Here is a 13,783-nt window from a genome sequence, read left to right on the forward strand (position 1 = left end):
TTGTTATGCAATTGGAAATTATAAAAAAAGTAAGTCTGTTAAATAAGAATACCATTTTATTTGTGCATGGAGCATATCATGCAGCATGGTGTTGGGAAGAACATTTCATACCTTTTTTTTATGCTCATGGATATAATGTTTATGCTATGAGCTTTAGAAATCACGGTAACAGTGAAAGAATAGAAAATGTTGATCAGATAGTAGTCAAGGATATGGTAGAAGATCTAATAAAGACTATAGATATGATTGATGGAAAAATTATCTTGATAGCACATTCATTGGGATGCAGAATCGCACAGATGTGCTTGGAAGAAATATACTCTTCAATACAGTCAGTTGTTTTAATTACACCAATGCCAGTAAGAAATAATTTTTTACAATTACTACAGATGAGTAAAAAGCAGAGAAAAAAATAATTTGGAGTATATTCTTTTTTCAGAAAGGTTAGATTCAGAACGAAAAGAATACTATATGTCATTATTAGATAAAGAGTCAAAAAAGGTTGAGTATGCCATGATGAAACGTCAAAAAAAATTCTCTATATATGTTAGAAAAATTCCAACCCTGGTAATTGGATCATATAATGACCAATGTGTAATTCTGCAGGCAGTTAAAGACAACGCTAAAATACACACCGCGGAGTTGAAGATTGTAGATAGTGTATGTCATGATATGATGCTTGATCCGGATTGGAGAAATATAGCAGATTTAATTTTCAAATTTATAGAAAAAACTATTGACAAAAAAAGTGGGGATAATTATAATGATAACTATGTTAGCACACAGGCGCATCAAGGAGGTGAATAAATGGCAGTTGGCACTTATGAGACTACCCATGAGAAGATTTTAGAAAGTGGAAAGCAGCTATTCCTTAAAAATGGCTATGAACGCACAAATCTTCGGGAGCTTTGCAAGGGTGCGGGGATTACGACTGGAGCATACTATCGGCACTTTGAAGATAAGGCGGCATTGTTCTCGGCATTGGTTGAGCCTGCTGTCGAGGGGATTCGTAAAAGGTATGATGCTGCAGGAGAGCGATGCTTTGATTATATATCTGTTGACAACATGACTGATTTGTGGAATGTTTCGGTTGAAACAATGGTCGAGTTTATTGAATTTATTTTCAGCCACTTTGATTCGTTCAAACTTCTTCTGCATTGTGCGGATGGAACAAAATATGTTGACTTTACTGACTGGATGGTAGAAAAAGAAGTTCAGGACACGTTGAAAATGTACGATGTTCTTGAAGAAAAGGGAATTAAATATAAACGGCTTGGACTGAAAGAGCTGCATATGTTGAATCATGCTTATTACTCCTGTATCTTTGAAACAGTCCTGCATGACTACACGAAAGAAGAAGCAATTCAGGCAACGCATACACTGGCAGAGTTTATTACAGCCGGTTGGCGGAAAGTGCATGGTCTTTGAATAAAAGGCCACACTTTTTTGCCTGATAGATAACTTAGTTTGCGATTTTTGTTAGCACACTTTGTTATCTTCTTATTGGCTACTATATTTTTTTAATATATGGTTAGCGAAATCTAACTTATCAAGGAGGAACCTATATGCAAAAACAAAATCCATTACTCCGTGTTTGGGAGCTTGGAAAATCGCAGCATTCAGGACTGATTTGTGCGGTTATCAGCGCATTTCTCGGTGTCTTAGGCGGGATGCTTCCATACTTTGCTGCGGCGCAGATGATTGTGAATCTGCTTGAAGGAAATAGGGATATGTCATTGTACTTCAAATGGCTGTGCATTGGGATGGCAGGCTATTTAGTGCGGACACTGCTTTATACCTTGGCGCTGTCCATATCACATAAGGCAACCTTTTCCGTTTTAAAAACTATCCGCAAAAAAATATTGGCAAAACTGCCGAAACTCCCTCTTGGAACAGTGACAGATATGTCCAGTGGGAAGATGAAACAGCTTATTGTGGATCAGGTGGACGGTATGGAAACAACACTGGCGCATTTGTTTCCGGAGCTGACGGCAAATATAGCAGGGCCGATACTGATTATTGTTTACCTGTTTATCCTTGACTGGCGCATGGCGCTCCTGTCGCTTGTTTCCATTCCGGCAGGCATGGTTTTCCTAATGACGGTCATGGGTTCTTACAGTAAGGACTATGAGGGAGCTGTCGGAACAACAAAGGAAATGAATGAAACGATTGTAGAATACATTAACGGCATTGAGGTAATTAAGGCATTTAACCAGGGAAAAAGTTCATATGCCAAATTTTCAGACAGAGTGAAAGCCAATGCGAAATATTACTATAACTGGATGAAAAAAAGCCAGTTTGGTATGTCGATGGCTTACTCGATTGTACCTGCCACATTGATTACGATTCTCCCCGTCGGTTTTGTTTTTTACCGTGGGGGAAGTTTGTCAGCAGAAGTATTTATTACAACCGTCATTTTGGCTTTAGGTATTACGGGGCCATTGATGGCTGCTATGAATTTTGTGGATACGCTTGCACAAGTGGGAACAACGGTGGAATCGGTGGATGAAGTTCTTCTTGCAGAGGAACAACAGCATGAAGAAAAAACCGTCACATTTGGAAAGATGGATATAGGGCTTTCCCATGTGTCTTTCGGGTATCACGGAGATAAAGAAATACTTCACGATGTGAGCCTTGCAATTCCGGCTGGAACCATGACGGCTCTGGTAGGTCCGTCCGGTTCAGGCAAGTCAACTATTGCAAAGCTGATAGCAGGTTTTTGGGATGTGCAAAGCGGAACAGTGACAATAGGCGGCGTGGATGAAAAGAAAATTCCTCTGAAGCAGTTGTATGATCAGGCGGCTTTTGTATCTCAGGATAATTTTCTGTTTGATGAAACTGTCCGTGAAAATATCCGCATGGGAAGAATGTCGGCCACAGATGCAGAGATAGAGGCTGCTTGCAGGGCGGCAGGCTGTGACGGGTTTATCCGTGAACTTGAAAAGGGTTATGACACAAAGGTAGGTAGCGGAGGGGCGCATCTTTCCGGCGGAGAACGTCAGCGGATTGCCATTGCAAGGGCGATGCTGAAAGATGCTCCGATAGTCATTCTGGATGAAGCCACGGCATACATAGACCCGGAAAATGAAGCGGTCATACAGGAAGCCATTACAAAACTTGTAAAAGGAAAAACGGTAATTGTTATTGCACACAGGCTGTCAACCATTAAGGACGCAGATAAAATTGTGGTAGTTAAGGATGGCAGAATAATGGCGAGCGGCAGGCATGAGGAACTTAGGGAAAGCTGCCCGTTGTATGAATCCATGTGGCAGGCGCATATTGGAGCAAAGGACGGTGACGTGGCATGATTGGTACATTCAAAAAAATATGGGAGTTTTCCGGTGAGGAAAGAGGCAATATCAATAAATCCGTGGCGGTAAGTTTTCTGAACGCTGTTTTCCATATGTTTGAGATTGGTGCAATTTACTTTGTGGTAATGGCACTGACAAACGGAGATAAGGATATGAAAACTGTCTGGATTTCCCTTGCCTTTATGGTCGTCAGCATTATTGGAAATGCAGTTACCAGCCGTTTCTCAAAATTACAGCAGACACACGCCGGCTATTTCATGGCAGCTAACCGGAGGGTTTCTATTGGGAACCGCCTAAAAAGTGTGCCTATGGGATTTTTTAACGAGAACAGTTTGGGCGAGGTAACTGGAGTATGTACAACGGTACTTGGCAATATTGAAAATCTGGTTCCTATGACATTGGTAAATATTTTAGGCGGCGTTATAGGAACGGTTGTGTTTACTATAATGATTTTAATTTTTGACTGGAGGATCGGGCTGATTGCCGCAGCAGGAATCATCGTGTATCTGCTGGTTGTATCTTCTATGGAGAAAAAATCTGCTGTCATTGCGCCTAACTCGCAAAAATCTCAAACGGCTCTTGTTGAAACTGTTCTGGAATATGTGCAGGGAATGGGCGTTATCAAGTCTTTTAACCTGAGTGGGCGGGGCGATAAAAATCTTCAGGATGCGCTGGAATATAACCGGAAAAGCAATCTTGGTATGGAGCAGCTTATGACGCCTTACACGATTTTTCAGGAGCTTGTATTGCAGATTGCGGGTATCGGCATGATGCTGGCAGCGGTTGTGTTCTGGATAAATGGAACAATGACATTAGTTAATACTTTGATGGTGATTATTATGTCATTTCTGGTGTTTGGGCAGATCAAGCTGTTCGGAATGGGTATTTCCATGCTGCGTCTGGCAGACAGTAGCATCGAAAGAACATTACAGACAGAGGACATGGAGCAGATGGACGAAAGCGGCAAAGCACTTGCTGTGAAGAAACATGACATTGTATTTGATGATGTGCATTTCTCCTATGAAAGCAAAGAAATTCTTCATGGAATCAACTTGCAGATTCCAGACAAAACCACTACCGCAGTGATCGGTCCCTCTGGTTCCGGCAAAACAACGCTTTGTAACCTGATTGCCCGGTTTTGGGATGTAAATAGCGGCTCGGTTAAAATTGGCGGAAAAGATGTGAGGGATTACACGCTGGAATCCCTGATGGAGCAGATTAGCATGGTGTTCCAGAATGTCTATCTTTTTGCAGATACGATTGAAAATAACATTAAGTTTGGCAGACCGGAGGCTACCCATGCCGAAGTTGTTGCGGCAGCAAAAAGAGCCTGCTGTGATGATTTTATCGAGGCGCTTCCTGACGGTTACAATACGGTTATCGGTGAGGGCGGAGCTTCTCTTTCCGGAGGTGAAAAGCAAAGGCTCAGCATTGCAAGGGCTATGTTAAAAGATGCACCTATCGTTATTTTAGATGAAGCAACTGCAAATGTAGACCCTGAGAACGAGGATCGCCTGCAGAAAGCCATTGAGGAACTGACAAAGGATAAAACAATCATTATGATTGCACACAGGCTGAAAACTGTGCGGAATGCAGACCAGATACTGGTGGTGGATAACGGAAAAATCGTGCAGCAGGGTAAACATGACGATTTGATTAAACAGCAGGGCATTTATGCTGATTTTGTACTTGGGCGCAAGGAGACAATCGGCTGGAAGCTGAATGCCGGCAACTAAACAGGATTTGTACTGTTTTGCAGCAGTCAAATAGATAAACAACAAATTTTAAGGAGGGTTCTCTAAAATGGAAACAAATAAAAAGCTCAAAGCGAAAGACCTTATCAATGTCGGTATTTATACCGCTATCTACATCGTATTCTTTTTCGTTGTAGGTATGCTCAATGCAATTCCGGTGCTTTATCCGTTCTTGTATCTATTGATTCCGCTGATTTCTGGAATCCCATTTATGTTGTTTCTGACAAAGACTGAGAAATTTGGTATGGTTACAATTATGTCTGTGATTTGTGGCGTTTTTTGGTTCTTTATGGGATATACATGGACAGCAATAGTAGGTTACGTTGTATTTGGACTGATTGCTGATTTGGTATTAAAGGCGGGAAAATATAAGAACTTTAAAGTGGATGTGATTGGTTATTGGTTGTTCTCCTGCGGTATGATCGGTTGTCAGGCTCCAATGTGGGTGATGGCAGATACATATATGGCACAGGTAGAGGCATCTATGGGGGAACAGTATGCAAGCGAGTTAGCCCATTATATGCCTTCATGGATGGGAATTGCCGCAATAGCAATTATATTCATTGGCTCTCTGTTAGGAGCATTGCTTGGACGTAAGATGTTGAAAAAACATTTTGAAAGGGCAGGTATTGTCTAATGGAACGGTACGAGGCTTATCAACCACCCAAAAAGAAAGGCTTTTATCTTGATCCGCGTACAAAAGTCTTATTTATGGCGTTTGTTACAATGTTGATGTTCTTTGTATATGAGAATCTTGCGATGGATGCTGCGGTGGCGATAATCCCGTTGACCTTGCTATTGATTAATCGCCAAATGCGGACGGCTCTCATTTATGGAGGGCTGTTCGCTTTGGCAATTGTAGCAAAGCTGACGCAGGGGATGTATGTATTGCCGGCAATCCTGAACATGGTTTCTGTGCTGCTAGTTGCAATGGTGATTCGTTTATTCCCGATTTTTATGTTGGGCTATTACATTATTGAATCTACATCCACCGATGAATTTGTGGCTGCTATGGAGAAATGGCATGTTCCGGAGGCGTTCATCATTCCGATTACTGTTGTTTTTCGTTTTATTCCAACATTAGGGGAAGAATCGGCAGCTATTACGGACGCTATGCGGATGCGTGAAATTCAGTTTGGAACAAAGAAGTTCTGGCAAAATCCTACTGCACTTTTGGAATACCGGGTAATTCCGTTGATGATGTCTGTTGTCAAAATTGGGGATGAATTATCAGCGGCAGCACTCACCAGAGGGTTAGGGGGATTAAATCACAGAACGAGTATTGCACACATTGGTTTTACAGTATATGACCTCATTATTGCCGTACTTTCGGCTGGTCTGCTGGTGTGGGCTTGTTTGTAGGAGGTGGCAAATCTATGATTGAATTTCAAAATGTCACTTTTACTTATCAAAGCACAGAGCGAGAGAGCGGTGTTTATGATTTAAACTTAACAATCCCGGATGGACAGATAGTTTTGCTTTGTGGAGAATCTGGTTGCGGTAAAACAACACTTACCCGATTGATTAATGGATTGACACCAGAATACTATGAGGGAAAACTGGATGGGATTGTATTGGTAAACGGAAAGGAAACAACTAAAACACCGCTGTACGAGCTTTCAAAGGTGGTCGGTTCTGTATTTCAGAATCCACGCTCCCAGTTCTTTAATGTGGATACTACTGGGGAAATTGCTTTTGGATGTGAGAACATCGGATTACCAAAGGAAGAGATATATAGGCGGATTGGGCAGGTTACTGGAGAATTGAGAATACAAAAGTTGCTTGACCGTAGCTTGTTCGCCCTTTCTGGCGGCGAAAAGCAGAAAATAGCGTGTGCATCTGTTTCTGCTATGGAGCCGGAAATTTTCGTGCTGGATGAACCGTCCTCGAATCTTGATGTGGCTACGATTGCTGATTTGAAGCACATTGTTGCAAAATGGAAATCGATGGGCAAGACGGTTATTATTGCAGAACATAGGCTTTATTATTTGATGGATATTGCAGACCGGGTGATTTACTTAAAAAATGGCCGGATTGAAAAGGATATGTCTGCCACTGCATTTGCACAATTTAGTGAAGAGCAGCTTCGGACGATGGGGCTCCGTTCTCTTCATCCAGCTCGCTTTAGCAACATACCGAATGTGGTTATAGGAGGTAGTTGCATTGAAGTTAAAGATTTTTTGTTCTCATATGGAAAGATAGAAGCAATGAATATACCGAAAATGTCCGTTCCGCAAGGAGCGATTGTAGGAATTCTTGGAGATAATGGAGCAGGAAAGACCACATTTGCAAAATGTTTGTGTGGATTGGAGAAATCGGCAAAAGGTACGCTGCAAATCGGAAAAGAAACTTTGGGAGCAAAGCAGCGAATCAAAAAGTGTTATATGGTCATGCAGGATGTAAATCATCAGCTTTTTACGGAAAGCGTGTCTGATGAAATTATGCTCAGTATGCAAGGGCAGGACGAACAGACCGATAAAAACCAAACGGAGGAAATACTTAGCAGTTTGAATCTATTAGAGTATAAAGAACTGCATCCGATGTCATTATCCGGTGGTCAAAAGCAACGGGTAGCAATAGGAAGTGCAATTGCATCGGACAAAGAAATTTTGGTATTTGACGAGCCGACTAGTGGTCTGGACTATCATCATATGCTGGAAGTTGCTGACAATTTGCAAAGGCTTAGCGATATGGGGAAAACATTGTTTATTATAACTCATGATCCGGAATTGATTGCAAAATGTTGTAATTACTTTGTGTTTATTGAGCATGGCAAAACGGTATGGAGTGGCAGATGGACAGAGGATAATAAAAAATGTATTGCAGAGTTTTTTTCTTTCGCAAATTAAGTCTAAGTGTGAAATAGAATGAAAAATAATTTCTTAGAATGGCCTTAAAATGTATTCGGACACCCAATAAGGGAGGAAATACATTTTAAGGCAGAAGATTGGATATTGATACACTGCCTTTGAGAGAGAAGGCTATAGCATTAAAGTTATTAGATTTACTTCCAGATATTTCTTCAAAAATTGTACTTTTAGCGCCTGCTACTAATAGAGGTATGTTTAGAAATTATATTAGTATTTTTGGTAAACATATTTCTTCATATAATTTATCGGATATTTATTTCTCGAATCGATTAAACAAAAGTGTTATTCAGAACTACGAAGAATAATTTGCCAAAGGCTCTTTTAAGCTATCTATCCAATTGTTAAAACCATTTATATTACCATATTTGCCGAATGATAAAAAAATAATAATTATTGGTAGTTTTGCGGATAGGGGGATTATATTAAATGACTTGGTTAAAATGGGAAATGATTTAGGGGCAACAACTGTAATTTTTCCAAATATATGTCATGCAATGATGTTAGATCCTGATTGGATTATTGTAGCAGAAACTATTCTGGGGGTTATTCAAAACAAAAAACAAGAGGTTGAAAAATATAGAATATGTAAAAGAGAAAATGATCAGAAGTCAAGTTTGGATTAAAAAAGTGGTGGAAATCGTTCACGTTGAAATGTAAGTAAATGTATAGTTGCTAATTAGTTAAAAAGTCTTCTGCGTTCCTGACGCTATTTTCTGTGAACTCAAACGAACGATGGTAGTTCGACTTGGATAAATGAACGGTGGCAATGAAGGGCTGATTGAGTTTTTTAAATACATATGATCCAGGATACATAGCTAGATTTATGCCTAATTATTATACAGCTTAAACAATGGGAGGATGAAGTCCCAACTGGTTGTTGGGTATTGAATAGTCTACACTTATATGTTTGGAGGATTTAAATGCACCTATATGAGTCAGGAGAAGATTATTTAGAAGCCGTGTTAATACTTCAAAAGAAAATGGGAGAGGTACGTTCGGTAGATGTCGCCTGTTATGTAGGAGTTTCAAAGCCTAGCGTATGCCATGCAGTTAATGTCTTATGTGACGGCGGTTTTCTTACAAAGGACGATAAGCACTTTATTTCTTTAACAGAGGAGGGGGGAAAGGTTGCGGAGAAAATTTATGAGCGACATAAATTTTTTAAGGAGCAACTTATATCTGCTGGAGTAAGCCCTAATATAGCGGAAACGGAGGCTTGCCGTATTGAACACTGCATCAGTGACGAATCTTTCCTTAAACTAAAGGAACATCAAGAAAAAGGCAAAGGATGGTTGTAAGAAGACATATATTAAAATATAGAATCTTTTCTTGTGATTTTCTATTTATCATTTTGCGTTTCATATGTAGGAAAAGTATGTAATAAATAGAAAAGAAAAAGGAGAGATTTTATATAATAAAATAAATCAGAATTGCAATCGACCATGGAAACAGAAATATCAAAACGGTTCATACAGTATTTACGACTGGAATCAGTGAAAGCGATATTAGCACAGGCAGGGGAATTGATTATCTGGAGTATAACGGAAAGTTTTACGTGCCGAGTAACAGGAGAATCCCATATCAGAGAGATAAGACTGCCGATCAAAGATTTTTCTTATTGACACTTTTAGGAATAGCAAAGGAACTGGAATTAAACCCGAATATCGAAAAAGGTGATTTAATCCAAGTTCAAATGCCAATAGGACTGCCGCCGAAGCATTTTGCGGAACTCTATGATAAATATGAGACGTTTTTCCGGGGAACTGGAGAAATGCTTCAATTTAATTATAAGCAAAAAGAATATCATGTAACTATCACAGATGTTAGGGCATTTCCCCAGGATTATGCGGCGATTATGTTGCAGCACCGGGAGATACGTTCTTACCCTAAAGTAGTAGGTGTGGACATTGGCGGATTTACAACAGATTATCTGATGTTCCGTTCCGGAATTGAGGATATGGAGATCTGCGACTCTATGGAAACGGGAATCATTAGTCTTTACAACCGGATTACAGCTCGGATGCATGCGGATTATGATGTGTTGCTAGAAGAAGCGGATATTGACAGTATTATACAAGGAAAAAAGGGATTCTATGAGGAGAAAGTAGTTCGTGCAGTACTGCAAGAAGCGAATCAATGTGCTTTATGATCAGGTTTACGAAAAAGAAGAAAATAATAATATCATGATCCGGATTATGAGTAATATATTGGAATCCCGTAACAGCGAGAGCAGAGAACACATCCTGCATATTAAAACAGCAACGGAGATGATGCTGAGACAACTGGTAAAAGTAACAGATGCTTATCCTTTGACAGAGGCAGATATTGCTTTGATTACAACTGCTTCTTCCCTTCATGATATTGGTAAGATTCGTATTCCGGAAGAAATATTGAATAAACCAGGCAGACTTACCGATGAAGAATTTAAGATTATGAAAACCAATAGTGAGCTTGGCGCGGCTATAATTAAGGACATGGATTTTCCACAAGATCATCCACTGGTACATACCGCATGGGAAATTTGCAGGTGGCATCATGAAAGATGAGATGGAAAGGGCTATCCGGATGGATTGAAAGGTGAAGAAATACCAATCTCCGCACAGGTGGTATCGATTGTTGATGTTTATGATGCACTTACAAGTGAAAGATGCTATAAGAAAGCTTTTGATCATGATACAGCGATTCAAATGATCCTGGACGGACAATGTGGACAATTTAATCCCATGCCGATTTTGTGCGCTTCTTCCGGTGTGGTTTCTCCCACCGCAAAGGATTGTATCAAGTGCCGCCCTAAATGTGTGCCGCGATCTCCGGCAGCTTCCCGCGTCCATGCAAACTCAATATCGGCGGTTTCCAGCCCGCAGCCGAAAGAGGACGCAAGCAGCTTCCCGTCTGTCTTTTCGGGATTTAAGATATAGTCTATCGCAGCCTTTAAGGTTGATTTAATAGGGTGCGTCTTTGTAACCGCCATATCTCGTCCACCGCCTTTTTAATGTCCTCTATATCCTGCCTGTAAACCGTCCCCGTCGCATTGGCGCGTTTTGCAATTTGGTTGATGTTCCGGCTCACCGCTTGCAGTTCCCGGATATATGCTTTTGTGTCGCTTCGGTCAACGACAAGAATATACCCGTCTATCGCCATTTTACGGAAGTATGCCCCATACTGCTTTATGGGAAGCTGCTTCATCTTCTCGTCGATCAGCCGCTTTTCTTCTTCCGTAACGTAAAACTTCATCTGTATATTTCTCTTTCGGTTTTCCATTTCCGCACCGCCTTTCGGTATAAGGGTTTGGGATTATCCCAACAAGCATTTTCCGCAAACGGGTACTCGTTTGCTGTGCTTGCTATCTACTCCATACCCCCACCGAAAGGCGGTATTTGTTGCGCGTTCCTTTGATTTTGGACGCAAAAAAAGATTGCAGCCGCCATGCGCTGCAATCTCCCGATTTCTCATATTGTGAGGTTAATCCTCTGCTTTTTCGACTTCCGTTATCTCCCTTGCTGTTGCGGTTACAATCCGTATGCCTTTATCGCTCATACCGTCCAGCAGCGCGTCAAGCTGCCGCCGCCCGGTGGATTTCTCCGCATTGCTGTTCGGGAAGAAAAATTGATCTACCGAAATATGATACCGGGTTACAAGGTCATAGAATACCTGTAAACTCGGCTGTTGTCCCTTGTTCTCGATATTCGCAAGGTAGCGCGGGGAAATATATAACTCGTCGCTTACCTTTTTGCGGCTCTCGCCGTATTCATTTCTCGCGGCTTTTATAGCTGCCCCGAAAGCCTTAAAGTCGTACAATGGTACGGGTCTTTTTGCCATTTTCATTCACCCTGTTACATTTTACAGTTCACCTTTCTTTTTGGATATGTCCACACAATTCATATCATTAGGTTAAATACTTCCTGTTGTGTATTGACAGTAGACTGATTTTCTGATAAAATAAAATTTATGTAAAAGGAGGCGGCGTTTATGTTGCATAGCATGCGTATTAGATAAGCATTGAAAAAAAGGATTTTCCCATTTTCAACATGGGCTTTTTTGTCATGCTTATTTTGCGGATGCTATACAAAAAACTAACGACGTATAGATATAGTATAGACATAGTGCAAGCTATGCCTTAGTTTTGTTGTACTGCTCTGTGCATTATAAATGCAGGTCAATGCTCATGTTGAGGATTGACCTGCATTTTTTTGTGTAAAAAGGACGAGTGAAATATAATGCTTAAAAAATATTGGATAAAATGTCCGATTTGTAACGGAAAGACGAGAGTTCAAGTATTTCATAATACTGTATTAAAAGATTTTCCTCTTTTCTGCCCTAAATGCAAATTGACGCATATCATTGATGTAGAAAAATTAGAGATTGTAATCAAAAATACAGAAAAACAAACTTTTATTATTTAGAAGAAAGGATATAAAAATGAAACGTTTACCTAAATATACGCCTGCGGAAGTACGGAATGATCCATACGGATTTACTTACAAAGAAATGTCGGAAGTTATTGGCGAGAATGAAGCAAAAGCCTTATATGAAGAATTATATAAGCAATTACCACGCAAAAAAAATCTATCAATGTTGGTAAAAAATATTTGCAAAAGCAGTGATACTGAAAAGTATGTTTACGAACTGAAAGACAACAAATACATTGAAACGGTTTTTATCAAGCGGCGAGATGGTGGAACTGTTTGCGTGAGCACACAAGTCGGTTGTCCTGTTGGTTGTATTTTTTGTGAGTCCGGGCGAAATGGCTTTGTTCGTAATCTAACATCGTCAGAAATCGTACAACAGATTATATTGTTGCGTCGAAAAGTAAACCGTATCGTTTTTATGGGTATGGGAGAGCCTTTATTCAATTATGACAACTTGATAAAAGCAATCCATATTCTCCGAGATAGATATGGGCTCAACTTTCCAACCGACGGCATTACCATATCAACAGTTGGTCCGGTCGATCAATTAAAAAAATTGCGCGAGGAACATCTTAAAATTCAGTTGACAATATCTTTACACGCAGCAACACAATCTGCAAGAAATCGTATTATTCCTCACATGCGCATATATGCTATTGAAGATGTTGTTAAGCAAGCCTTATCCTATTCTGAAAGGCATAATCGCAAAATTGTCTTTGCGTATTTGCTTTTACCGGGTATAAATGACCGGCCCTCAGATGTAAGACAACTTGCAAAATGGTTTCGGGGCAAAAAAGTTATGATTAACGTGTTACAATACAACCCAACAAGCAATTCAAGAATTAAAGCACCACAGAAACGGGAAATAGTTGCATTCAAACATCAATTAGAGCAAGCAGGACTTGAAGTTACTATGAGAGTTTCTCATGGCAGAGAGATTAACGCGGCTTGTGGACAGTTAGCTAACACATATAATAAATTCAAAAAAAAATGATTAAAAGTGCCAGACGCATAGACGCAGAGCCGATAACGCATTAGGTCAAAAAACCTATGTGTTATCGGCTTTTTTATTTAATATTGCGCAAAAGCCGCTGTTCCCTATTATAGAATGGATTGCGGGTAGTGTATTAAAGTCGCCCTTTTTTAAGGATACGGCGGTATCGGGGAGGTATCGCCGTGTCCATTTTTATTTACTGTAACCCGCCTAATGCTTTGCGGTCAAAAAAAGCTATGCTCCGCAATCCTTTCAAATCTCATTTTATACGACTTATGCAAGCTGTTAGGCTAACTTGTGGAACATATGCCGAACCTTATCTATACGGCTATTCGGGCGGCGGGGTTGGCAAATAAGTTTACCAGTAGCTGGCTGGTATCCTTTTAACTCTGTCAAGCAGACTCCCTGCCCATTTGTGAAATAAGTTAAATCGTTCCTGTATTCT

15 protein-coding genes and 3 pseudogenes are annotated in these 13,783 nt (G+C 40.3%); 14 read left to right on the forward strand and 4 right to left on the reverse strand.

All coding sequences use genetic code 11. The annotated features are described in order from the left end of the window. Nucleotides 1-5: 5 nt before the first annotated feature. The 12 genes and pseudogenes from GPK81_RS15685 to GPK81_RS15740 form a co-directional block, all read left to right on the forward strand. On the forward strand, nucleotides 6-416 hold the full coding sequence (locus GPK81_RS15685) for an alpha/beta hydrolase (RefSeq protein WP_215707320.1): 411 nt from the start codon (nucleotides 6-8) through the stop codon (nucleotides 414-416). Between the two features lie 55 nt (nucleotides 417-471). Next, complete coding sequence (locus GPK81_RS15690; protein ID WP_215707321.1) at nucleotides 472-807, forward strand: hypothetical protein; 336 nt, start codon at nucleotides 472-474, stop codon at nucleotides 805-807. Beyond that, on the forward strand, nucleotides 808-1,428 hold the full coding sequence (locus GPK81_RS15695) for a TetR/AcrR family transcriptional regulator (protein ID WP_071144592.1): 621 nt from the start codon (nucleotides 808-810) through the stop codon (nucleotides 1,426-1,428). Between the two features lie 137 nt (nucleotides 1,429-1,565). After that, nucleotides 1,566-3,308: an ABC transporter ATP-binding protein gene (locus tag GPK81_RS15700; RefSeq protein WP_215707322.1), complete on the forward strand. Its 1,743-nt coding sequence runs from the start codon at nucleotides 1,566-1,568 to the stop codon at nucleotides 3,306-3,308. Beyond that, nucleotides 3,305-5,047, forward strand: coding sequence for an ABC transporter ATP-binding protein (locus GPK81_RS15705; RefSeq protein ID WP_195983196.1), 1,743 nt, complete (start codon nucleotides 3,305-3,307; stop codon nucleotides 5,045-5,047). Before GPK81_RS15700 ends, GPK81_RS15705 begins: the two co-directional genes overlap by 4 nt. A gap of 67 nt (nucleotides 5,048-5,114) precedes the next feature. Beyond that, nucleotides 5,115-5,702 (forward strand): MptD family putative ECF transporter S component, encoded by a 588-nt coding sequence (locus GPK81_RS15710; RefSeq protein WP_215653171.1) that lies wholly within the window; start codon nucleotides 5,115-5,117, stop codon nucleotides 5,700-5,702. Further along, nucleotides 5,702-6,427 (forward strand): energy-coupling factor transporter transmembrane component T, encoded by a 726-nt coding sequence (locus GPK81_RS15715; RefSeq protein WP_195983198.1) that lies wholly within the window; start codon nucleotides 5,702-5,704, stop codon nucleotides 6,425-6,427. The genes GPK81_RS15710 and GPK81_RS15715 overlap by 1 nt, the downstream gene beginning before the upstream one ends. Nucleotides 6,428-6,441: 14 nt before the next feature. Beyond that, nucleotides 6,442-7,914: an ABC transporter ATP-binding protein gene (locus GPK81_RS15720; protein ID WP_195983199.1), complete on the forward strand. Its 1,473-nt coding sequence runs from the start codon at nucleotides 6,442-6,444 to the stop codon at nucleotides 7,912-7,914. A 359-nt stretch (nucleotides 7,915-8,273) separates the two neighbouring features. Then, nucleotides 8,274-8,558 carry a hypothetical protein gene (locus tag GPK81_RS15725; protein WP_195983200.1) on the forward strand — a complete coding sequence of 95 codons (285 nt, stop codon included), beginning with the start codon at nucleotides 8,274-8,276 and terminating at the stop codon, nucleotides 8,556-8,558. A gap of 297 nt (nucleotides 8,559-8,855) precedes the next feature. Further along, nucleotides 8,856-9,233, forward strand: a complete 378-nt coding sequence (locus GPK81_RS15730) for a metal-dependent transcriptional regulator (RefSeq protein WP_195983201.1) — start codon at nucleotides 8,856-8,858, stop codon at nucleotides 9,231-9,233. Nucleotides 9,234-9,370: 137 nt separating this feature from the next. Next, entirely contained in the window at nucleotides 9,371-10,084 is a 714-nt protein-coding gene (locus GPK81_RS15735; protein WP_227056873.1) for a ParM/StbA family protein, read from the forward strand. Next, nucleotides 10,059-10,673, forward strand: a pseudogene (locus GPK81_RS15740) (HD-GYP domain-containing protein); the annotation flags it as partial. The gene GPK81_RS15735 and the pseudogene GPK81_RS15740, both read left to right, overlap by 26 nt. On the opposite strand, the pseudogene GPK81_RS15745 reads toward GPK81_RS15740, so the two are convergent. The 3 genes and pseudogenes from GPK81_RS15745 to GPK81_RS15755 form a co-directional block, all read right to left on the reverse strand. Beyond that, nucleotides 10,652-10,906 (reverse strand): annotated as a pseudogene (locus tag GPK81_RS15745) (relaxase/mobilization nuclease domain-containing protein); the annotation flags it as partial. The pseudogenes GPK81_RS15740 and GPK81_RS15745 overlap by 22 nt on opposite strands. After that, nucleotides 10,867-11,196 carry a plasmid mobilization protein gene (locus GPK81_RS15750; RefSeq protein ID WP_002584958.1) on the reverse strand — a complete coding sequence of 110 codons (330 nt, stop codon included), beginning with the start codon at nucleotides 11,194-11,196 and terminating at the stop codon, nucleotides 10,867-10,869. The gene GPK81_RS15750 and the pseudogene GPK81_RS15745, both read right to left, overlap by 40 nt. 201 nt (nucleotides 11,197-11,397) lie before the next feature. Continuing rightward, entirely contained in the window at nucleotides 11,398-11,754 is a 357-nt protein-coding gene (locus GPK81_RS15755) for a helix-turn-helix transcriptional regulator (protein ID WP_002584957.1), read from the reverse strand. Between the two features lie 398 nt (nucleotides 11,755-12,152). Here GPK81_RS15755 and GPK81_RS15760 point away from each other — a divergent pair, with 398 nt between their 5' ends. Together GPK81_RS15760 and rlmN are read left to right on the forward strand one after the other, a co-directional pair. After that, nucleotides 12,153-12,338, forward strand: a complete 186-nt coding sequence (locus tag GPK81_RS15760) for a cysteine-rich KTR domain-containing protein (protein WP_003431289.1) — start codon at nucleotides 12,153-12,155, stop codon at nucleotides 12,336-12,338. A 16-nt stretch (nucleotides 12,339-12,354) separates the two neighbouring features. Then, nucleotides 12,355-13,338, forward strand: coding sequence for a 23S rRNA (adenine(2503)-C(2))-methyltransferase RlmN (gene rlmN, locus GPK81_RS15765; RefSeq protein ID WP_002584956.1), 984 nt, complete (start codon nucleotides 12,355-12,357; stop codon nucleotides 13,336-13,338). 285 nt (nucleotides 13,339-13,623) lie between these two features. On the opposite strand, the pseudogene GPK81_RS15770 reads toward rlmN, so the two are convergent. Next, nucleotides 13,624-13,783: pseudogene (locus GPK81_RS15770) on the reverse strand (elongation factor G); the annotation flags it as partial.

The organism is Blautia sp. MCC283, from assembly GCF_018785565.1.
In the GTDB taxonomy this organism is placed as follows: Bacteria; Bacillota; Clostridia; order Lachnospirales; family Lachnospiraceae; genus Blautia_A.